Source organism: Methylobacterium sp. R2-1 (assembly GCF_014191355.1).
In the GTDB taxonomy this organism is placed as follows: Bacteria; Pseudomonadota; Alphaproteobacteria; order Rhizobiales; family Beijerinckiaceae; genus Methylobacterium.
This window is the reverse complement of record NZ_JACHWM010000004.1, coordinates 105,793-125,798: the sequence shown is the minus strand read 5'-3', so window position 1 is coordinate 125,798 and position 20,006 is coordinate 105,793. Positions and strand designations below refer to the sequence as shown.

The following is a 20,006-nucleotide window of genomic DNA, read 5'->3' as shown; positions in this document are numbered from 1 at the left end:
GCCAGAACTCAGCGTCGGGGTGTCGTGCGCCCGGCCAGCATCGCTCGACACGGCGCAAGGTGCCGCAGGGCAGAGACGACGAAGCGGCACTCACCGCCGATCTCGGGACCTCGACCGAAAGGTCGGGTCGTTGTGGCTATCGGAAGATCAGTGCCTTGCTGAAGGCGGCAGGCTGGCTGGTCAACGAGAAGCGGGTCGAGCGGATCTGGCGGCGTGAAGGTCTGAAGGTGCCAGCGTGGCATCTGAAGAAGGGCGGCCGGTGGAAGGGGGACCGCTCGTGCCTGCGGCTGCGGGCGGGGCACCGCAATCATGTCTGGTCCTATACTTCGTCGAAGCCCGAACGCTTGAGGGACGCAAGTTCAGAATGGTTAGCGTGGTTGAGTTCACGTGCGAGTGCCTGGCGATCTGGATCGCGCGCAAGCTCAAGGCCATAAATGTCGTCGACGTGCTCGCCGAACTGTTCACTTGCGCGGCATGCCTGGCCATATCCGCTCGGACAACGACCCGGAGTTCATCGCCAAGTCGGTCCAGGCCTGGATCACCGGCGTCGTTGCCAGAACAGCCTACATCGCTGCTGGTTCGCCGTGGGAGAACAGCTAAATCGAGAGTTTCAACCCAAGACTACGGGACGAGCTATCGAACGGCGAGACCTTCTCCAAGAACAAGTTTCGAAGTTTGTAAGCACTAAACTTATAAAGAGCGGTTAGCGACATTCTACCGAAGTGCCTGACTTAGTCGGGTGACTCGTTAGCCAAATTATTATATCGCCATGTGTAAAGGCCACAATGGCAACCACGTTTCGAGTAATTCTGCGCCAATCAGCTCTTGATTACTGCTCGTGTATAAGAAAAATATTCGGATCTATTTCTGATTTTTTGCCGGATCTTTGTGATAATTTCATAATTTAGCGCTAAATATAAGTCTGTGACGAGTATCTTGTGAAGTAAATGCCTTCTATGCCGACGATTTTGTCAATTCAGTTTGGATAGCTGAGCATTTGTTGTCTGTATTCTGGTGCTCGCTGGTGAGGGCTCGCGCCGACTCCAACTCGGCCATTCTCTCGTCGATAGCTTCTCGGCAGGAGGCGTGTTCATGGGAACCCGTGACACGCCAGTGCGCCTCTGACACTGCGCAGAGCGTCAAGCCCTCCGGGTTGATGGTCATGCGCCAACTCCGAACGGATCTATCTCGAGCGGACATCGCGGCCACGCACCGGTCGAGGAAGTCGAGACGGGATGCATCCTCACTGGAGGCCGTCCTCAGAGCCGCACAGATCAAATCGGTTTCCTCGCGAGTGAGCCAGACGGTGGATGTCCCGAACCCCTGTCGCTCGGCCTCCGTCATCTCCCGGGATAGGCGCGTCGCCAGCGCCGTGCGGAACGACTCGGACGCAGTTGCGGGCGGTCGTCCATGCATCTAGCTCGCCCTTTCTCCTGCTGCCTGCCGCGGCGTGCCGATGGTCGCGACTACAAGTGGATGTTGGCTCATCACGTTCTCACCGGCATCCGCACGTTAACGCAAGCGGATCGTCGGAGATGCCATATCCGCGACAATCTGGTCAGTTCCGGCTCGTGCTTCATCATTTCACCTCTGGCTACCATCGATCTCATGGAACGGCGGTCGGTCACGGCCACTCACAGGGTGTAGCACTGAGACGTCGTGTGATCGGAGCGTCTCAAAAGCTCCTATTTCCGCCTGCAACGGATGCAACTCATGTGCACTCCTCGGGGCCGGACTTCGTGCCGTTCTCGACGCCAACAAAACGTTGCTCATGATGTTACCGATCGAGGCGGCGGCTGAGCTCTGCCCCGCGGCCGCCGCAGAGGCGCCATCGATTCCGATACCATGCACCCGGTTCGTCTCGCTCCAGCGCACAGCGCCCAACTGGTGACATCCTCGGCTCCGGCTCGGCCGGTGACGCATCGGCCATGCGTGTTGCACCATCGGCCGGCGGAGCCATGCGCGCGCTGAAGGATCTGCTGTCGAACGAGATCTATGCTGTGAATTCCGGCGTCGTGGCCGATGACGGCATCGATGATGGTCCCGCTCTGCGGAAAGCTCTGCGGTTCGCGCAGATTCGCGGCGCTCGTCTTCGCTTGCCGCCCGGCGTCATCGCGGTCAGTCCGGATCCCCTCGACGAAGCGGAAGCCCTTCTTCGCATCACCAGCCTCGTGGAGATCGCCGGAGCGTCACGTGGATCCCGCATCGAGCCGTGCGCAGCAGCCGGCGATCGTGCTGTCATCCAGGTCAAACCTTTAGCCGATTCCGGCGGGATTCGTGGCGCGGTCCAGCGAGACTTCTCCATCGGCAAGCTCGGTTCGAAACGGTTCGGTGGCGACGGCATCCACATCGACACTACGACCCGGAATGGCTTCGTCGCCAAGCTGCTCGTTGAGAACTTCAGTATCGCAGATACCGGACCCGGCAAGTGGTCCGTAGTGCACGTAACCGGCTCTTCTATCGTCAAAATTCCCTTTCCGATCCTGACTAATTTGTGATCTCTCGCCGTTCGGATCGCTCCCGCAACGCCACCATCTACTCCGGCTTAACCGATGGAGAGTTCGTCGCATCTAGGAGCGGCTCCACCCCCTGCCGGTGACGCTCGCCCTGGTTGTTCGCATCGGGCTCGCCTCAACTGATTTCTCAAATCCGATGGATCACGTGCACGGGCTGGCAAGCAGGGCTCCGTAGAACGAGGCTATGAGACTGCCTGACTCCGAATTCCGCCTGATCGGTGTGGCCGCCGCTCTGTGCGGCTTGTTGGTGATGATGTTCGCCAATCCGCCCTCAGTTGCATCGCTGAGTTGGGGATGCCTGGGGCTCGTCCTCTTCGGAGTTTCCAGGTTGACGCCGCGCCCGCGCCGCAAGCATGAGCCGAATCTCAGATTGGGTGTGGTAGCGTCCGCGGAGGCCGGGAGTGCAGCCGAAGGCAACGAGCCTGATGCACCGCTCGCCGCGAGACCCGCCAATGTCCACGCCGTGCTCCAACGCCAGGTGCGCGTGCATCGTTCTTCCAACCCGATGATCGTATCCTCGGTCCTTCCTCCATCCCGTGCTTCGCGATCGCCCTCGACACATTGAGAGCACGGCCGCGTTCGCTCCTCGTCCGGAACCGGTCGCGTTCGGCTGAAGGCCTCGCCTCGGGGCGGGTCGATCGGATCGCGGCCCTCTCGCGTTTTGGACCTCTGGCTTATCCGGGATCTCGGGTCGGAGCCGTGTTCCGGTTCGAGTCGCGGTCGAGCCGTAGAACCGAGAATCCGGCGAGGATCAAGACGACGGCGACCGCGGCCAATCCGTCGTCGAAGCGCCCGGTCGTGTCGCGGATCCAGCCCATGAGTGCCGGTCCGGCGAAGCCGCCGAGACTGCCGAGCGCATTGATCAGCGCGATACCGCCCGCGGCTGCGGTTCCGGTGAGCAGCCGCGTAGGCAGGGTCCAGAAGGTCGGCAGTGCCGCAAACACGCCCAGCGCAGCTGCGCTCAGCGCGACGATGGTGAGGGGCAGCGTGCCAACTTGGCTCGCGGCGAAGAGCGCGAGGCCGGCGGCCACGGTCGGAATCGCGACGTGACGGACGCGCTCTCCCGTGCGATCGGAGCGCCGCGTCCAGGCGACCATCCCCGCCGCCGAAACGATGTACGGGACGGCGGTCACGAACCCCGTCGCCGTCGTCGTGAAGCCGAAGCTGCTCACGATCTGCGGCAACCATAGGCCAACCGCGTAGAGGCCCGTGCTGAGCCCGAAATAGACGAGTCCGAGGCCGAGCACCCGCGGATCGAGGAGAGCGCTGCCGAGATGCGCTGTCCGGTCCGGCCGTAGACGATGATCGTCGGCCATCCGAGCAACCAGGCTCGCCCGTTCCTGGTCGGTCAGCCAGGTGGCGCACTCGGGACGGTCGGTCAGCACGAACAGGGTTGCGAGACCGAGAGCCAAGCAGGGCGCGGCCTCGAGGAGGTAGAGCCACTGCCATCCTGCGAGGCCGAGCCAGCCGTCGGTGACGCTCATGACGAGGGCGGATAGCGGCGCGCCGATGGCAGCCGAGAGCGGCACCGCCATCATGAAGGTGCCGACGATGCCCGCGCGTTGCGCGGCCGGAAACCAGTAGGTCAGATAGAGGATGATGCCGGGGAAGAAGCCGGCCTCGGCAAGCCCAAGGAGGACGCGGACGAGGTAGAACGACCATTCGCCCGTCACGAAGGCGGTCGAGGCGGAGATCAGCGACCATGTCACCATGATCCGTGCGATCCAGATCCGCGCTCCGACTCGTTCCAGAATGAGGTTGCTCGGAACTTCGAAGGCGACGTAGCCGAGGAAGAACAGACCCGCTCCGAACCCGTAGGCCGTAGCCGACAGGCCGATATCCCTGTTCATGGTGAGAGCGGCGAAGCCGACATTCACCCGGTCGAGATAGGCGAAGAAGTAGCACAGCATCAGGAAGGGCAGCAGGCGCCGCGCCACCTTGCGCGTGAGCGCATCCGCCATTCCGTGGTCCCGCCCCATTGCCTCGCCCGGCCTTCGTGGCCCTTTCGGCACGGTTCTGCATGCCTCATCAGGTCCTTGCCGGGCGCCATGCGCCCGGCTCTCGTAACGGAGTTGCCGGCAGTCGGATAGAAGGTCCTTCAGCGCGAGAGGCGCCGGGCTGAACATCATCCTCTCGATGGTGAGCGTCGCGACATCCAATACAATCGAGTGCTTGAAAAGGTGAGGCGAGGTTTCGAGGACGCGCTCGGCGTCGCGGTCGGTCACGCGGAACCGGCACCGTGCGGCCCGGCTTCTCTTGTCATGGGCGCTGTTGTCGTACAGCGCCAGAACCGTGACAGGAGGACGCCATGGGTCTGTTCACGAAGGACATCAAGTCGTTGGACGACCTCTTCGTGCACACGTTGCAGGACGTCTATTACGCCGAGAACCAGATCACCAAGGCTCTACCGACGATGATCGGGAAAGCGACGAACGCGCTGCTGCGCCAGGGCTTCGAGACGCATCTGCGTGAGACGGAAGGGCAGATCAAGCGCCTGGAGCAGGTGTTTGAGATGCATGGTCACAAGCCGAAAGCGGTCAATTGTCCGGCCATCGACGGCATCATTAAGGAGGCCAACGAGACGGCAGGCGAAGTCGCCGATAAGGAGGTGCTCGATGCGGCTCTGCTCGCGGCGGCGCAGGCCGTCGAGCATTACGAGATCGCCCGCTACGGCACCCTTGTCGCTTGGGCCAAACGACTTGGCCGGGACGACTGCGCCGCCCTGCTCCAGCAGACGCTCGACGAGGAAAAGGCGACCGACCAGAAGCTCACGGCGCTGGCCGAGAGCCGGGTGAACCAGAAGGCGGCTTGATCATGGTCGAAAGGAAGCTTCCCATTTCCGAAGATCGCCCCAAGCCCCCTGCGCAAGGCCCGATCTCCGGGATGGAGCGGCCGCGATCCGATCCTCAGCCCGGCCCGCATTCCCCGCCTCCGCCGACCGAGGATAGGGTGCGGCCCTCGAACAAGGCAGGGAGCGGCTGAGCCCCCGTCCCGGCGTTTTAGGTCGGCCGACACGATTTCCGAAGAACCGATGCCGGCTGACCGAAAAGTCCAGGCTCTTTCCTCTTGGACGAAGCCCTCATCGATCGTGCACCTGCCCGGTATTCCGGACGGAACACCGTCGGTAAGATCCGCATCGCCTCCGCCGGACTGACGAACGGGGGCGGCCCATGCTTCTTCCCTCAGCCTCTTGAAGGCAGGCGTTTCCGCCAGCCCGGTCGTGCCGGATGCATTTGCGGCGCTCGCGTCTCCATGGGGACGCCGCGAAACGACGGGCGTGGACCTTGCACCCGTCCCCACAGTTCCCTCTGAACTGTTTCGAGTCCTTCCGCGCCGGTACCGCCCATGACTGCCCTCTTTCCTTTCGACAACAGCTACGCGCGCCTGCCCGGCCGCTTCTTTGCGAAGGTTGCGCCTACGCCGGTCGAGGCGCCGAGACTGGTGCGGCTGAACCGTGCGCTCGCCGTCGAACTGGGCCTTGATCCCGAACGGCTCGAGACCCCCGAAGGTGTCGGAGCCCTGGCCGGGCAGCGCGTTCCGGAGGGAGCGGAGCCGCTCGCTGCTGCCTATGCCGGGCACCAGTTCGGACAGTTCGTACCGCAGCTCGGTGACGGGCGGGCTATCCTGCTCGGCGAAGTCGTCGATCGCCACGGGCTCCGCCGCGATGTTCAACTCAAAGGGTCGGGTCCAACGCCGTTTTCCCGGCGTGGCGACGGACGCGCCGCCCTCGGGCCGGTGCTGCGCGAGTACCTCGTCAGCGAGGCCATGCACGCACTCGGCATCCCGACCACCCGTGCGCTCGCCGCCGTCACAACGGGGGAGCAGGTCATCCGTGAGACGGTGCTGCCCGGCGCCGTCCTGACCCGGGTCGCATCGAGCCATATCCGGGTGGGCTCGTTCCAGTTCTTCGCTGCCCGCGGCGACGTCGAAGGCCTGCGTGCGCTCGCGGACCACGCCATCGCACGCCACGATCCGGCGGCGGCCGAGGCCGAAAACCCCTACCGTGCCTTGCTCGAAGGCGTGATCCGCCGCCAAGCCGAACTGGTCGCCCGCTGGCTCACCGTCGGCTTCATCCACGGCGTGATGAACACCGACAACATGTCGATTGCCGGCGAGACCATCGATTACGGTCCCTGCGCCTTCCTCGACGCCTACGATCCGGCGACCGCCTTCAGCTCCATCGACCGTCATGGGCGCTACGCCTACGGCAACCAGCCGCGCATCGCCCTGTGGAACCTCACCCGGCTCGCGGAAGCCCTGTTGCCGCTCCTGTCGGACGACGAGACGCGGGCCGTCGGTGAAGCCGAGGGTGCGCTGTCAGGGTTCGCCGGACTATTCGAGGCCGCCTATCACGGCGGACTGAACCGGAAGCTCGGGCTCGCCACGACGCGGGACGGCGATACCGCTCTCGCCGGGGACCTCCTGAAGGCCATGTCCGAGAACGAGGCCGACTTCACCCTCACTTTCCGGCGCCTCGGTGAGGCCGTGCCGGACGCCGCGAGCGATCCCGAGCCGGCAGCCGTCGAGGCCGTGCGGAGCCTCTTCATCGATCCGACCGCCTATGACCGCTGGGCCGAGCGCTGGCATCGGAGGCTTGCCGAAGAGCCGGGCGACGCCGCGGCACGGCGGCGGTTGATGCGGACGGCCAACCCCGCCTTCATTCCGCGCAACCATCAGGTTGAGGCGATGATCGAGGCCGCGGTCGAGCGACAGGATTTCGCGCCATTCGAAACGCTGCTGGCCGTCCTTGCCCGCCCCTACGACGCCCAGCCCGGCTTCGCGCGGTTCGCGGAGGCTCCGGAAGGCGGCGGACGCGGCTATCGTACCTTCTGCGGAACCTGAGAAGAGAATTCTTTCCTTGCATTATCCCGTCGTCGGCGAGACGCGAGGAATATAAATTCATTAGCGTATGTTCATTTTGTGTTGTGAGGCGGCACCGGCGCCGTGACCTCGACCATCGCCGGTGCGGCGCGGGCATCCGAAGAGACCGGGGCAGCTGCCCAGGTGCTCGCCTCGGCCTCCGTGCTGTCGCGGCAATCGGAGCATCTCAGCGCCGAGGTGGCCCGCTTCCTGGGCACGGTGCGGGTGGCATGATGCCAGAGCGCGGCGGATCCAGGTTCAAAAGCGAGCTTCGCCGCCGCAAATACGGGTGACGCGGATTGACGGAAGGGTGCGCATCGCTTAATCCGCGCCCCTTACTTGCTGAGAGTCACTCGCCCAAGGGCGGCGAGGAGGCGGCGAACGGATCGACGATGCGCACGGTTCTTATCGTAGTGGAAGCGCCACGGACGGGGCGGGCTTGAGATCAAGCCCGACAGGCCCGGTCGGTGGCGCATGCAGGGTCCCTCGGGGCCCTTTTTTATTGCGCGAAATCCAGCGGGCCGGCATGCGGATCGGAACACGAAGAACGGATTGATGGAGGAGTCGATGAGCGGCGAGGTCATGACCGGGGCCCAAATGGTCATCCGGGCGTTCCAGGATCAGGGCGTGGATACCCTGTTCGGCTATCCAGGCGGCGCCGTGCTGCCGATCTACGACGCGCTATTCGACGAGACCACGATCAAGCACGTGCTCGTGCGACATGAGCAGGGTGCGGTCCACGCCGCGGAAGGATATGCCCGCTCCTCCGGCAAGGTCGGCGTCGTCCTCGTCACCTCAGGCCCGGGCGCGACCAACATTGTCACCGGCCTGACCGACGCGATGCTGGATTCGATCCCGCTCGTTGCTGTCACGGGCCAGGTCCCGACGCATCTGATCGGCTCCGACGCGTTCCAGGAATGCGATACGGTCGGCATCACTCGGCACTGCACGAAGCACAACTACCTCGTGAAATCGATCGAGGATCTGCCGCGCATCCTGCACGAGGCGTTCTACGTCGCGAGCCATGGCCGCCCCGGCCCGGTCGTCATCGACCTGCCGAAGGACATCCAGTTCGCGACCGGCGTCTACAACCGTCCGACGCACAACGGGCACAAGACCTACAACCCGCCGGTCAAGGGCGACTCGGATAAGATCCGGGCGGCCGTCGAACTGATGGCAGGCGCGCGTCGGCCGATCTTCTACACCGGCGGCGGCGTCATCAATTCGGGGCCGGAAGCGTCCCGCCTGCTGCGCGAGCTGGTCGCCGAGACGGGCTTCCCCGTCACTTCGACGCTGATGGGTCTCGGTGCCTTCCCGGCTTCCGACGACAAGTTCCTCGGGATGCTGGGCATGCACGGCACCTACGAGGCCAACCTCGCGATGCACGACTGCGACGTGATGATCAACATCGGTGCGCGCTTCGACGACCGCATCACCGGTCGCCTCGATGCCTTCTCGCCGTACTCCAAGAAGATCCACGTCGATGTCGACGCCTCTTCGATCAACAAGGTCGTGAAGGTCGATGTCGGCATCCTCGGCGATTGCGCCGCGGTGCTGGAGGAGATGCTCGCCCAGTGGCGCGCCCTGCCGAAGCAGCCCGACAAGGCGCGGATGGAGGACTGGTTCAACAAGATCAGCCGCTGGAAGTCGCGCGACTGCCTCGCCTACTGGCCCTCGGGCACGATCATCAAGCCGCAATACGCCGTGCAGCGGCTCTACGAGGCGTGCAAGGACCGCAAGACCTTCGTCACCACGGAGGTCGGCCAGCATCAGATGTGGGCGGCGCAGTACTTCAAGTTCGATGAGCCGAACCGCTGGATGACATCGGGCGGCCTCGGCACCATGGGCTACGGCTTGCCGGCGGCGATCGGCACGCAGCTCGCCAACCCGGACGGGCTCGTCATCGACATCGCGGGCGAAGCCTCGATCCTGATGAACATGCAGGAGCTCTCGACGGCGGTTCAGTACCGGCTGCCGGTCAAGATCTTCATCCTGAACAACGAGTACATGGGCATGGTGCGCCAGTGGCAGGAGCTGCTGCACGGCTCGCGCTACTCGCAGAGCTACTCGGAGAGCCTGCCCGACTTCGTGAAGCTGGCCGAGGCCTACGGCGCCAAGGGCATCCGCTGCGAGAAGCCCGGCGAGCTCGACGCGGCGATCCAGGAGATGCTGGCCTATGACGGGCCGGTGATCTTCGATTGCGTCGTCGACAAGACCGAGAACTGCTTCCCGATGATCCCGTCGGGCAAGGCGCACAACGAGATGCTGCTGTCCGACTATCTCGGTGAGACCGGGGTGGAGCTCGGCGACGTCATCTCGGCCGAGGGCAAGATGCTGGTCTGATTGGACCGGCATCCTGTCTCGCGGCACGGAGCCATGGAGTGGACGCTTCGATCGGCGGCGTCGGACCTTCCCTTAGCGGAAGGCCCGGTGCCAGCGTCGCGGAAGTCGCAGGCCGATCCGCTGCGGCCATGTCGGCCGTGGCAGCGCGTCGTGGCGGCTCGGATCGAGGCGCGGCACGGTCGCGGCACGTTCCGCCGCCGCTCGGTCGGTGCATTTGCGAAGGAGTACGAAGAACTCGCTCTCCCGCGGGCGGGTCGGCTCCAGGGCCGCGCATTCGAAAGGCAGCAGGTCGAGGCCGATCAGCTCCGCGAGGATCCGGGCGAAGCTGCAGGGCGTGAACACCGCGCAGTGCACATCGACCGAGGCACCCGTCTCGGCGATGCCGGCAGCGATGGACAGGGCTTCGGTCGGACCGCCGCTGATCGGCTTGCACGTCACGGAGCTGCCCTTCCAAATCGCACCAGCGTCGACCGGGCTCGTGCGGGCGAAGTGCTCGTAGACGGTGGCGAGTGGCGGCTTGCGCAGGCCGGCGAGATGGGCGGCGACCAGCGCGCCGGCCGTCGTCGGTGTGCGGAAGTGGTCGAAGGTGAAGCGCTTGTCGGGCACGATGAGGCAGAACACGCCACCCTCGCGCAGGGCGTCACCCGCCTCGCGCAGCCAGCGGACGGGATTGGGGACGTGCTCGACGACGTGCGAGGCCACGATGTAATCGACCGGCCCGCGCGGACCGAGCGCGTCCGACAGGCCGCCCTCCCCCAGGACGATATCGACGGGATGGATGCCGTCGGTACCGGCCGGGCCGAGCGTCGGATGGCCGTTGTACTGGCGGCGCAGCTCGTCCGTCGGCAGGTGGTCGGCGTAGAGCACGTCGCCCTCCTCCTTGAGGATGAGAGGGTTCGTGAGGGGGCCGATCTCGACGCCGGTTCGGCCCTGCGGCAGGACGAGATTCAAGACACGCTGGCGCCGATCCATGGCGCGGCCGGTATCACGCCACCGGCAGGCGGGTCCAGCATTGCGGTGCTGACCTGAGGTGGCGAAAGCAGAATCACGCAGGGTTCAAGTTGAGGAACGCCAGACGATGAACGCGATGAACAGCCACTACTCCGAGCCAACGCGGATCGAGACCGTCAACCGCCACACCCTGGCGGTGATCGTGGACAACGAGCCCGGCGCGCTCGCCCGCATCGCCGGCCTGTTCTCCGGCCGCGGCTACAACATCGAGAGCCTGACGGTCTCCGAGACGGAAGAGGCACGTCACCTCTCGCGCATCACCATCGTCACCACCGGCACCAACGCCGTGATCGACCAGATCAAGGCGCAACTCGACCGCCTCGTCCCGGTCCACCGCGTCGTCGACCTGACGCTCCAGGGGCAGGCGCTTGAGCGCGAACTCTGCCTCGTGAAGGTGGCCGGCACCGGCGAGCACCGGAGCGAGGCCCTGCGCCTCGCCGCCGCCTTCGGCGCCCGCACCCTCGACGCCACGCTGAACTCCTTCGTGTTCGAGCTGACCGGTTCGACCGAGGAGATCGACCGCTTCATTCGCCTGCTTTCGGTGATCGGCCTCGTGGAGATCTCCCGCACCGGCATCGCCGCGATGGGGCGTGGCGCGGAGCCGCTGTAGCTGGGCATTGCCGCGGGCGGCGCTATTCTACGGAAGGCGTCGTCCGCAGCGATCAAGAAGGCCCATGACCACCCGCACCCTCTACTACGCGCCCGGCGCCTGCTCGCTCGCCTCTCACATCGTCCTGGAGGAGATCGGCGCGCCCTATGAGACGATCCGCCTCGACCTCGCCAAGGGCGATCAGCGGGCACCGGAATACCTCGCCGTCAATGAGCGTGGGCGCGTGCCGGCGCTCTACGAGGATGGCTGGGTGCTGACCGAGAACGCGGCGATCCTGCGTCACCTCGCCCGCTCGCATCCGGAGGCCGGATTGCTGCCCAAGGATCCGCGAGGGCAGGCGATCGCCGATGAATGGATGGCATGGCTCTCGACCGGGCACCACATTGCCTTCGCCCATGTCCGCCGGCCCGAGCGCTACAGCGCCGACGAAGCGGCCTTCCCCGAGATCCGGGCGAAGGGCGCCGACACCTTCGGCGATCTCTGCACCATGACCGAGGTGCGGCTCTCGAATGGAGGCTGGGCGCTCGGCGAGCGCTACAGCGTCGTCGATCCCTACCTGATGGTGTTCTGGATCTGGGCCCGCGGCCCCTCCATCGGCTTCGACATGCCGGCCCGCTTCCCGGCCTGGACGGCGCACGCCCGCCGGATGGCCGAGCGCCCTGCCGTCCGGGCGGTCTTCGCCCGCGAGGGGCTGACGTTGCCGGCCTGAGGCGCCGGCGCCGATCCATTCGACGATAGCTCGAAAATCGCTAGGCCAGAGCGAGCCGAGCGGCGCTGCCGTGCGGCATCGAACGAAGCTGAGGGTTTTGCGGGCGGAAGGGAACGCATCGGGCGCCGCCCGGTTCTGACGCTCAAGTTTGGGCACCCAGGACGAGACGAGGACGGCCGGCGGCGATGTGCGGGATCTGCGGAGAGATCAATTTCGGCGGTGCGGCCGATCCGAACGCCGTGCGGGCGATGATGGAGGTTCTGCGCTCCCGCGGCCCTGACGCCGGCGGGCTCCACGGCCAGGGTGGCGTCCTGTTCGGCCACTGCCGTCTGAAGATCATCGACCTGTCGGAAGCCGGCCAGCAGCCGATGATCGATGCCGAGCTCGGCCTCTCGATCGTCTTCAACGGCTGCATCTACAACTACAAGGACCTGCGCGAGGAGCTTGTCGCCAAGGGCTACCGCTTCTTCTCGACGAGCGACACCGAGGTCGTGCTCAAGGCGTTCCATGCCTGGGGCCGGGATTGCGTGAAGCGCTTCCTCGGTATGTTCGTCTTCGCGGTTCACGAGCGCGACTCGGGCCGCGTGACGCTCGCCCGGGACCGGCTCGGCATCAAGCCGCTCTACTACGGCGAGACCGGCAAGCGCTTCCGCTTCGCCTCCTCCCTGCCGGCTCTGCTCGCGGCGGGCGACGTCGATACGACGATCGATAAGGTGGCCCTTCACCACTACATGAGCTGGCACGCGGGCGTGCCGGCGCCGCTGACGATCCTCAAGGGTGTGCGGAAGGTCCATCCGGCCACGACCCTGACCTTCGAGCCCGACGGCTCCCGCCAGGAAGAAACCTACTGGACGCTGACCGTCGGTCCGCGTGACGAAGACCGCCACATGACGGAGGCGGACTGGCGCGCGGCGGTGTTGGATGCGCTCGGCATTGCGGTTGCCCGCCGCCAGATCGCCGACGTGCCGACCGGCGTTTTGCTCTCGGGTGGTCTCGATTCGTCGGTGATCGTCGCTCTGTTGGCGAAGAACGGCCAGAGCGGGTTGAAGACCTTCTCGGTCGGCTTCGATGCGGTGAACGGCGTCGAGGGTGACGAATTCAAGTACTCCGACATCATCGCCGAGCGGTTCGAGACCGATCACGCCAAGCTCGTCGTGGACGGTTCCCGCACGCTGGAGGCCCTGCCGGCGGCGATCCATGCCATGGCCGAGCCGCAGATGAGCCACGATGCGGTGGCGTTCCTGCTCCTGTCGGAGGAGGTCGCCAAGCACGTGAAGGTGATCCAGAGCGGTCAGGGCGCCGATGAGGTATTCGGCGGCTACCATTGGTACCCGAAGCTGATGGGCTCGACTGATCCGACAGCGGACTACGCGCGCGCCTATTTCGACCGGGACCACGCGGAGATGCGCGAGGCGCTCACCCCCGATTTCGTCGACGAGGATTACAGCCGCGACTTCATCGCCCGCTTTTTCGCCGATTCGAGGAGCGCGAGCGCCATCGACAAGACCCTCGACCTCGACCAGCGGATCATGCTCGTCGACGATCCGGTCAAGCGGGTCGACAACATGACGATGGCCTGCGGGCTCGAGGCGCGCGTTCCCTTCCTCGACCACGAACTCGTGGAACTCGCCGCCCGCATCCCCGCCGAGCTGAAGGTGCGCGACGGCGGCAAGTTCATCCTCAAGGAGGCCGCCCGCGCGGTGGTGCCGTCCGAGGTGATCGACCGGCCCAAAGGCTACTTCCCGGTCCCGGCCCTGAAGCACATCCGCGGGCCGTTCATGGACTTCGTGCGCGACGTGCTCGACCGTCCGGCGGCCCGCGAGCGCGGGATCTTCAACCGCCCTTACGTGGATCACCTGCTCGCCGATCCCGACGGGACGCTGACGCCGAAGGGCAATTCCAAGCTCTGGCAGGTCGCCCTGCTCGAAGCCTGGCTGCAATCGCACGGCATCTGATCGGCCGCTCCCGCGTTGCACCCATGACCCCTTGCGTCGAGCATCCGTCGGCGCGAGTGGCTGCGCTCAAGGTGACGCGGATTCTCCACGATCATCCCCGATGCGTGATGCGCTGGAACGCTGCGGGAGACCGGAAACGATGTGTCGCTGGATCGCTTATAGAGGCCGCACGATCCCGCTCGAGCATTACGTAACCGAGCCGGCGCATTCCCTGGTTTCGCAGAGCATCAAGGCACTCGAATCGACCGCGAGCACCAACGGCGACGGCTTCGGCCTCGGCTGGTACGGTGACCATCCCGAGCCCGGCCGCTTTCGCGAGGTACAGCCGGCATGGTCCGACGAGAACCTGCGCTACATCTGCCGCCACCTGCACTCGCACTTGTTCTTCGCCCATGTGCGCGCGGCGACGGGCACACCGATCACCCGGCCAAACTGCCATCCCTTCGCCTGTGGTCCGTGGCTGTTCATGCATAACGGCTATGTCGGCGATTGGGCGCGGCTGCGTCGGCCGATCGAGGCGCTGATCCCGGACGAACTCTATCCGTCGCGCAACGGCACAACGGATTCCGAGGCGCTGTTCCTGGCGATCCTCGGGCAGGGCCTGATGGCCTCGGAGGTGAAGCGCGACCCGATCACCGCGACGGCGCTGGCGCTCGCCAACGTCACGGAGATGGTCGGCGGCATCGAGGGCGGTCACCCGTTCCGCTTCACCGCAGCGCTTGCCGATGGGCGCGACCTTTACGCCTTCCGCTACGCAGCCAATGACGCGGCCAACAGCATGTATTACCGGCAGTCCGCGGACGGAGTCGTCGTGGTCTCGGAGCCCCTCGACAAGGAGCACGCGACCTGGACGCCGGTTCCGGACAACAGCGTCGTGATCGCCCGCAAGGACGCGCTGGTCGAGGTCGTGTCGCTGAAGGAGTTCGGTCTCGCCCGGACGTCCCGCCTGCCACAATTGCAATTGCAGATGAGCGCCTGACGGAACACGGCGCCGGGCCTCGCTCGGCGCCGATCAATCGTGGGCGGCTACGCCATCCAAGTCGAGCCGCCGACGGCGGACAGGGTCATGCCGTCCGACCCGACGTCGGCGGCGCTGTAGCCGAGGATCTGCGCGAGCTGCTCCCGGGCGCGCCAGACACGGCTCTTCACCGTGCCGATGCGGCAGTTCATCACGGTCGCCGCCTCCTCGTAGCTGAGGTTCTCGATCGCCACGAGGATAAGTGCTTGCCGCATCGGCAGCGGTAGCTTGGCGAGCGCGGTCTGCGCATCCATCAGATCGATATGGCCCGATTGCTCGGGCGCAGCGGCGAGGCGCTCGGCGTAGTCGCCGTCGCTGTCGGCGACCTCGCGCACCTCCTTACGGTGGCGCGAGTAGAAGGCGTTGCGCATGATCGTGAACAGCCACGCGCCGAGATTTGTGCCGACGGTGAAGCGCGAGCGGCTTCGCCAAGCCCGAAGAAACGTGTCCTGGACGAGATCGTCGGCGGCCGACGGGTTCTTCGTCAGCGACATGGCGAAGTTGTAGAGACGCGGCGTCATCTCGATGATGGCGGCCCGGAACGACTCCTCGTCCTTGCCCTCCTGGGCGACGAGCACAGTCTCCAAGCGCGCCAGCAGAGCATCGAAGTGGCCGGCTTCGGCGTTCGGACTGCCCGGCATACGTGCGTAGGCTTCGGCGAGAAGGGCCCCGAGGCGCTGCTGGACCTCAGGGGGCAGCGTCGGCACCTCGTCATCAAGCGGCGATGCAAGGTCGTCGAGGGCAGTCTGTGGCATCAAGGTCCTGTGGCAGATCACGGACTTGCGCAGGAGCCTCTGCCCCCGCGCCGGACTTGTCCCGCGATTTGCCTCCCCCCGCGCCAACATAGATTATCAGAGCTCAAAAGACCGTATCGCTATCCAGATGCACGTGAAGGGTTCGAAATCCGACCTGCGACGTTTGGGGCGCATCTAAGACGACCTCACCTACGTTCTTGCCTGTCGCACCCGACCTATGTCGATGGCCTAAGTGCGACTGCACCTTGTTTGACCTCATTGCCACGAGGAAAAAGCGCCCTAATGGCTCGCGCCTTTCGCCTTCTTCTGATCTCAACCATTGCGACCGGGGCTGTTCTCGCACTCAGCTCAGTCGCGCGCTTCAGCTATGCGCCGATGCCGAACGAGAGCGATCTGCTGAACCCCGAACGCTACCCGCTGAGAACTGCGTATGACATCCTCGGCCGGCGCGTCGCACGGGCTGAGGCTGAGCGGCTGAATGCCACGCCGGAGGGACGCGACGCTTTGTCCGCCGAGAAAGGCGCGGTCGCGATCGACGAAGCGCTGGTGAAGCGCGGCCGGGAAGCCTTCTATCGCGAGACCTTCGGCAACGAGGTGTTTCTCTCCGACGTGATGGGGATGCTCGACGGCGGACTGACACCCTATGAAGTCGCCCGTGCCATCCTCCTGCTTGGGGGCTCCGGCACGACCAATCTCCAGGTCCGCATGGCTCGCGACGTGACCGTGGGTGATAGGGTCTGGAAGAGGGGTGACCTCGTCCCGACCGGACTCGACGTGCAGCCAGGTTCGCCCTTCATCCTCGGCATCCGCACCTTCTACGACGGCGGACACTTGCGCATGGGGATCACCTGCGCCCTCTGTCACGCGGCGGTCGATCCGAGCTCGGGCAAGGTCGTGGAGGGCGCGCCCAACACGGATCTCAATGCCGGCCTGCTGATGGCGCTCGCGAGCAACGCGACCGCCTACTTCATGCATGGGAGCGCCGATCCAACCGTCCATCCGGGGAAACCGGCCCACGCGGTGACGACCGAGGATGGGGTGAAGGCCTCGCTACCCGACCGCGCCGGCTTCGAGGCCGCGGCCAAGATCGAGGTCGCAAGCTGGCCCGCCGGCAGCTTCGATTCCTCTGCCGACCGCGAGACGAACCCGACCTCGATCCCGTCGAGCTTCTCGGCTTACGCCGAGCCCTATAGCTGGAGCGGACGTGCCGGTATCGGACCGTTCAAGGGATTGTCTGCGCTCAACAACAATGTCCACGCCGCCAATTCCGACACGACGCAGCAGACGCGAGCCGCGAAGACCCTGTTCGGGCTCGATCCGCAGGTCTATCTCGGCACGGTCCTGCAAGGCGCGGCGGCGGCGCCCCTGCGCTACGATCCCGCCTCGCGAAAGCGCCCGACCGACGTGCTGAGGGCAGCCGATCCGACTCCGGGGACGCCGGGCCTCAACAGCTACGCTGTGCTTCCGAGCTTCCCGGCCACCAACTACCTGACCGACAATGGACTTCTGGCCTCGGCTCCGGGGGAGCCCGCCAACTACGCCAACAACGCGATGTCGGCCTTTCAGAACCTCCTCCGCGCGCCTGAGGCCTCCGCTGGCGCCGACACCGAGCGGGTGAAGCGAGGTCGCGCGGTCTTCGAGCGCATGGGCTGCGCCGGTTGTCATTCCGGGCCGGCACTCAGCAACCACAGGGTCATCCCCGTGGAGGAGATCGGCACACAGCCGAGTCGTGCGCGCTCGACGGTGCGGATGGAGGCGCACCTCGCACCCCCGGCCATCTTTGCCACGGACACCCCTTTCCCGCTCCCGCCCGAGCCGAAGATCGTGCCGATTCCCTTGGAAGGGGACGCCCTCAAGCAGGTGCAACTCGCCTGGGCGCATGCCGGCACCAAGGGCGGTTACAAGGTGCAGAATCTCGTCGGTCTCGCCTGGAGTGCGCCTTATCTTCACGATTCCGGTGTCGCCGTCGGACCCGATATCGAGAAGCAGCTCGGCGTTCCGGGCTCACTCGATGCGGGCGTTGCGCCCGATCCGACCAACAGCCTGAGGGCCCTGGTCGATCGTGACCTTCGTGCGAAGGTCGTCGCCGCGAATGCCGCCTCACAGAAGGCGCGGACCGCCCGCGTCACCGGCCAGGGCCACGCCTATTGGGCGGATTCGCAGGCTGGGGTGAGCGCTGAGGAGCAGACGGATCTCGTTGGCTATCTGCTCTCGATCGACGGGCTGACTGAGCCGGTGCCGGTACCTTGACGACCCCGCTCGCGACCCTCTCCTGCGACGCATCGCCATCGGTTTTTGCGGTGACCGGATGCGGTCACGGTGAGTTATTCTCGAGACGACTGGCCTTGGCGGCTCGCGTCGCCCCGCGAGAGAGTCCGAACCATGAGCGCCTTGGACCTGCTCCCGCTCCTGGCCTTCCTGGCACCCATGCCACCGATCCGCCCGGAGCCGCCCTCCTCCCGGCGGATGCCGGACTGGTTCCCCGCCTTCATCATGGGTATGACCGTCTTCATCATGGTCGCGCCGATGATCGCCATCTGGGGGTTTCACCGGTCCGAAAGGTCGTTCCGTTCGACCTGCGAGGCGGCGGGCGGACAGGTTGTGCCTACTTCACTCACCGACGAGGCGGTTCGGTGCCGACGGTTTTGAGCGCCTGTCCCTCAGCCGCTTGCGGGTTTGAGCTGCTGCCCCCTTAGAAACCGGCCGTCGCGTGCCGGAGCGATCGTCCGACCTCAGGTCTGGAAGGACAGCACGGCCCGCGTCCCGATCCGGCCGGGCGCGTAGGTCAGCACTGAGCGCAGGTTGGAAGCCATTGCCCGGATGATGCGCGACCCGAGACCGGTTCCCTTCACCTCGCCCTCGCCCGTCCAGCCGATGCCGTCATCCTCGACGGCGAGCGAGAGCGTGCGCGGCCCTTCGCGCCTGACCCGGACACGGATCTCCCCCTGCGTCTCGGACGGGTAGGCATATTTGTAGGCGCTGGTGACCAGTTCGGTGACGACGACCCCGAGGGACACCGCCTTGTCGGTGGCGAGCCGAATCGGCTCCGCCTGGAGACGGATGGCGTGGTCGCGTCCGGACGCCTTCATGGCAAGCTGCAACTCCTCGACGAGTCCCGTCAGGTAGGCGTCGAGTTCCACGGCCTCCACATCTTGCGAGGTGTAGAGCCGGCGATGGATGCCGGCGATGGCCGAGATGCGGGCCTGCATCTCCTCCAGAGCCTGCTTGGCAGCCGGGTCCGCGACCGCGTTCGTCTGCATGCGGGCGAGCGCAGCGACGAGGGTCAGGGAGTTCGCGACACGGTGATTCACCTCGCGCAGGAGAAGCTCCGCTCGGTCGCGCGCCTCACGAACCGCCGCTTCCGCCCGCTCCTTGTCACGCCGCAACGCCTCCTGGCGCAGGGCCGTGTCGACCGCCTCCCCGAGCAGCTCACGGAACTGTCCCTGAAGGTCCTTCCAGACATAATCGACCGCACCCGCCTTGAGGGCCGCAACCGCAACCCGGCTGTCTTCGGAGCCGGTGACGTAAATGACCGGCGGTGCGTCCGGCAGGCCACGGAGCAGCGGCAACAGGTCAAGCCCGGTCCGATCGGGCATGTGATGGTCGAGGGCGATGAGATCGACGCCGCCGGTCCGCGCTCGCGCCAGCCCGTCCTCGCCGCTCACGGCCAGCTCGACGTCGTATCCCCGCGCCCGGAGCGAGCGCTGAACGAGGCGCCCGAGACCGGGATCGTCGTCGATATAGAGGATGAGGGCCGAGGCCGGGCTCGCGTCGCTCATGAGATCTCGGGAACCTGGATGACCGAGAAGAACAGCCCGAGCTGACGGATCGCGTTCGAGAAGCCTTCGTAGTTGACCGGCTTGGTGATGTAGACGTTCGCCCCGAGATCGTAGCAGCGCTGGACTTCGCGACTATCGTCGGTTGTCGTCAGGACGACGACCGGTGAGCGCCTGGTGTGCGGATTGGCCTTGATCCGTTCCAGAATGTCGATGCCGGTCATGTCCGGCAGGTTGAGGTCGAGCAGGATCAGGAGGTGGCGCCGGCCGCTCACCTCGCCGGTCCCGTCCGAACCGAACCGAACAGGAATTCGAGCGCCGAGGTGCCGTCGCGGAAGGGCACGATCTCGTTGTTCACGCCCGCCCGGCGGATATTGCGCTCGATCAGCCGGGCATGACCCTCGTCATCCTCGATCATTACGATGCTGACGGCGTGGAAGGGCGGCTGCATGG

Annotated in this window: 14 protein-coding genes and 3 pseudogenes; 12 read left to right on the top strand and 5 right to left on the bottom strand. The window is 65.6% G+C overall.

Going from position 1 to position 20,006, the window contains the following annotated elements; genetic code table 11:
• Nucleotides 1–20 precede the first annotated feature (20 nt).
• Both FHU13_RS07345 and FHU13_RS07340 read left to right on the top strand, forming a co-directional pair.
• Nucleotides 21–597 (top strand): annotated as a pseudogene (locus FHU13_RS07345) (IS3 family transposase); the annotation flags it as partial.
• A gap of 1,361 nt (nt 598–1,958) precedes the next feature.
• On the top strand, nt 1,959–2,498 hold the full coding sequence (locus FHU13_RS07340; protein ID WP_183435217.1) for a hypothetical protein: 540 nt from the start codon (nt 1,959–1,961) through the stop codon (nt 2,496–2,498).
• A gap of 692 nt (nt 2,499–3,190) precedes the next feature.
• On the opposite strand, the gene FHU13_RS07335 is transcribed toward FHU13_RS07340, so the two are convergent.
• Entirely contained in the window at nt 3,191–4,477 is a 1,287-nt protein-coding gene (locus tag FHU13_RS07335; RefSeq protein WP_183435216.1) for an MFS transporter, read from the bottom strand.
• A gap of 347 nt (nt 4,478–4,824) precedes the next feature.
• Between FHU13_RS07335 and FHU13_RS07330 the strand changes: the two genes are divergently transcribed.
• From FHU13_RS07330 to FHU13_RS07315, 4 genes and pseudogenes are all read left to right on the top strand, one after another.
• Nucleotides 4,825–5,328, top strand: coding sequence for a ferritin-like domain-containing protein (locus FHU13_RS07330; RefSeq protein ID WP_183435215.1), 504 nt, complete (start codon nt 4,825–4,827; stop codon nt 5,326–5,328).
• Between the two features lie 533 nt (nt 5,329–5,861).
• Nucleotides 5,862–7,358, top strand: a complete 1,497-nt coding sequence (locus FHU13_RS07325; protein ID WP_183435214.1) for a YdiU family protein — start codon at nt 5,862–5,864, stop codon at nt 7,356–7,358.
• 90 nt (nt 7,359–7,448) lie between these two features.
• A pseudogene (locus FHU13_RS07320) lies at nt 7,449–7,610 on the top strand (methyl-accepting chemotaxis protein); the annotation flags it as partial.
• Between the two features lie 333 nt (nt 7,611–7,943).
• Nucleotides 7,944–9,719 (top strand): acetolactate synthase 3 large subunit, encoded by a 1,776-nt coding sequence (locus FHU13_RS07315; RefSeq protein ID WP_183435213.1) that lies wholly within the window; start codon nt 7,944–7,946, stop codon nt 9,717–9,719.
• A 72-nt stretch (nt 9,720–9,791) separates the two neighbouring features.
• On the opposite strand, the gene FHU13_RS07310 is transcribed toward FHU13_RS07315, so the two are convergent.
• Entirely contained in the window at nt 9,792–10,670 is an 879-nt protein-coding gene (locus FHU13_RS07310) for a bifunctional 2-polyprenyl-6-hydroxyphenol methylase/3-demethylubiquinol 3-O-methyltransferase UbiG (protein WP_246714536.1), read from the bottom strand.
• Nucleotides 10,671–10,797: 127 nt separating this feature from the next.
• Between FHU13_RS07310 and ilvN the strand changes: the two genes are divergently transcribed.
• From ilvN to FHU13_RS07290, 4 genes are all read left to right on the top strand, one after another.
• A complete protein-coding gene (ilvN, locus tag FHU13_RS07305) occupies nt 10,798–11,340 on the top strand; it encodes an acetolactate synthase small subunit (protein WP_183435211.1) in 543 nt (180 codons plus the stop codon).
• A gap of 64 nt (nt 11,341–11,404) precedes the next feature.
• Complete coding sequence (locus tag FHU13_RS07300) at nt 11,405–12,049, top strand: glutathione S-transferase family protein (protein ID WP_183435210.1); 645 nt, start codon at nt 11,405–11,407, stop codon at nt 12,047–12,049.
• A 185-nt stretch (nt 12,050–12,234) separates the two neighbouring features.
• Nucleotides 12,235–14,004: an N-acetylglutaminylglutamine amidotransferase gene (locus FHU13_RS07295; protein ID WP_183435209.1), complete on the top strand. Its 1,770-nt coding sequence runs from the start codon at nt 12,235–12,237 to the stop codon at nt 14,002–14,004.
• 139 nt (nt 14,005–14,143) lie between these two features.
• Nucleotides 14,144–14,983, top strand: a complete 840-nt coding sequence (locus FHU13_RS07290) for a class II glutamine amidotransferase (protein ID WP_183435208.1) — start codon at nt 14,144–14,146, stop codon at nt 14,981–14,983.
• A gap of 47 nt (nt 14,984–15,030) precedes the next feature.
• Here the strand turns inward: FHU13_RS07290 and FHU13_RS07285 are convergent, their stop codons facing one another.
• On the bottom strand, nt 15,031–15,777 hold the full coding sequence (locus FHU13_RS07285; protein ID WP_183435207.1) for a sigma-70 family RNA polymerase sigma factor: 747 nt from the start codon (nt 15,775–15,777) through the stop codon (nt 15,031–15,033).
• Nucleotides 15,778–16,059: 282 nt separating this feature from the next.
• On the opposite strand from FHU13_RS07285, the gene FHU13_RS07280 reads away from it, so the two are divergent.
• Together FHU13_RS07280 and FHU13_RS07275 are read left to right on the top strand one after the other, a co-directional pair.
• Nucleotides 16,060–18,027 carry a cytochrome C oxidase Cbb3 gene (locus tag FHU13_RS07280; RefSeq protein WP_183435206.1) on the top strand — a complete coding sequence of 656 codons (1,968 nt, stop codon included), beginning with the start codon at nt 16,060–16,062 and terminating at the stop codon, nt 18,025–18,027.
• 132 nt (nt 18,028–18,159) lie between these two features.
• Nucleotides 18,160–18,426: a hypothetical protein gene (locus FHU13_RS07275; RefSeq protein WP_183435205.1), complete on the top strand. Its 267-nt coding sequence runs from the start codon at nt 18,160–18,162 to the stop codon at nt 18,424–18,426.
• An 83-nt stretch (nt 18,427–18,509) separates the two neighbouring features.
• Here the strand turns inward: FHU13_RS07275 and FHU13_RS07270 are convergent, their stop codons facing one another.
• Nucleotides 18,510–19,556, bottom strand: coding sequence for a sensor histidine kinase (locus FHU13_RS07270; protein ID WP_183435204.1), 1,047 nt, complete (start codon nt 19,554–19,556; stop codon nt 18,510–18,512).
• Nucleotides 19,553–20,004: pseudogene (locus FHU13_RS07265) on the bottom strand (response regulator). Before FHU13_RS07265 ends, FHU13_RS07270 begins: the two are co-directional and overlap by 4 nt.
• Nucleotides 20,005–20,006 lie beyond the last annotated feature (2 nt).

Excerpts from the sequence above, each read along its gene's own strand:
- FHU13_RS07275 (WP_183435205.1), top strand. The coding sequence starts at position 18,160 with ATGAGCGCCTTGGACCTGCTCCCGCTCCTGGCCTTCCTGGCACCCATG.
- FHU13_RS07295 (WP_183435209.1), top strand. The coding sequence starts at position 12,235 with ATGTGCGGGATCTGCGGAGAGATCAATTTCGGCGGTGCGGCCGATCCG.
- ilvN (WP_183435211.1), top strand. The coding sequence starts at position 10,798 with ATGAACGCGATGAACAGCCACTACTCCGAGCCAACGCGGATCGAGACC.
- FHU13_RS07315 (WP_183435213.1), top strand. The coding sequence starts at position 7,944 with ATGAGCGGCGAGGTCATGACCGGGGCCCAAATGGTCATCCGGGCGTTC.
- FHU13_RS07335 (WP_183435216.1), bottom strand. The coding sequence starts at position 4,477 with ATGGCGGATGCGCTCACGCGCAAGGTGGCGCGGCGCCTGCTGCCCTTC.
- FHU13_RS07325 (WP_183435214.1), top strand. The coding sequence starts at position 5,862 with ATGACTGCCCTCTTTCCTTTCGACAACAGCTACGCGCGCCTGCCCGGC.
- FHU13_RS07285 (WP_183435207.1), bottom strand. The coding sequence starts at position 15,777 with ATGCCACAGACTGCCCTCGACGACCTTGCATCGCCGCTTGATGACGAG.
- FHU13_RS07340 (WP_183435217.1), top strand. The coding sequence starts at position 1,959 with ATGCGCGCGCTGAAGGATCTGCTGTCGAACGAGATCTATGCTGTGAAT.
- FHU13_RS07280 (WP_183435206.1), top strand. The coding sequence starts at position 16,060 with ATGGCTCGCGCCTTTCGCCTTCTTCTGATCTCAACCATTGCGACCGGG.
- FHU13_RS07270 (WP_183435204.1), bottom strand. The coding sequence starts at position 19,556 with ATGAGCGACGCGAGCCCGGCCTCGGCCCTCATCCTCTATATCGACGAC.
- FHU13_RS07300 (WP_183435210.1), top strand. The coding sequence starts at position 11,405 with ATGACCACCCGCACCCTCTACTACGCGCCCGGCGCCTGCTCGCTCGCC.
- FHU13_RS07330 (WP_183435215.1), top strand. The coding sequence starts at position 4,825 with ATGGGTCTGTTCACGAAGGACATCAAGTCGTTGGACGACCTCTTCGTG.
- FHU13_RS07290 (WP_183435208.1), top strand. The coding sequence starts at position 14,144 with ATGTGTCGCTGGATCGCTTATAGAGGCCGCACGATCCCGCTCGAGCAT.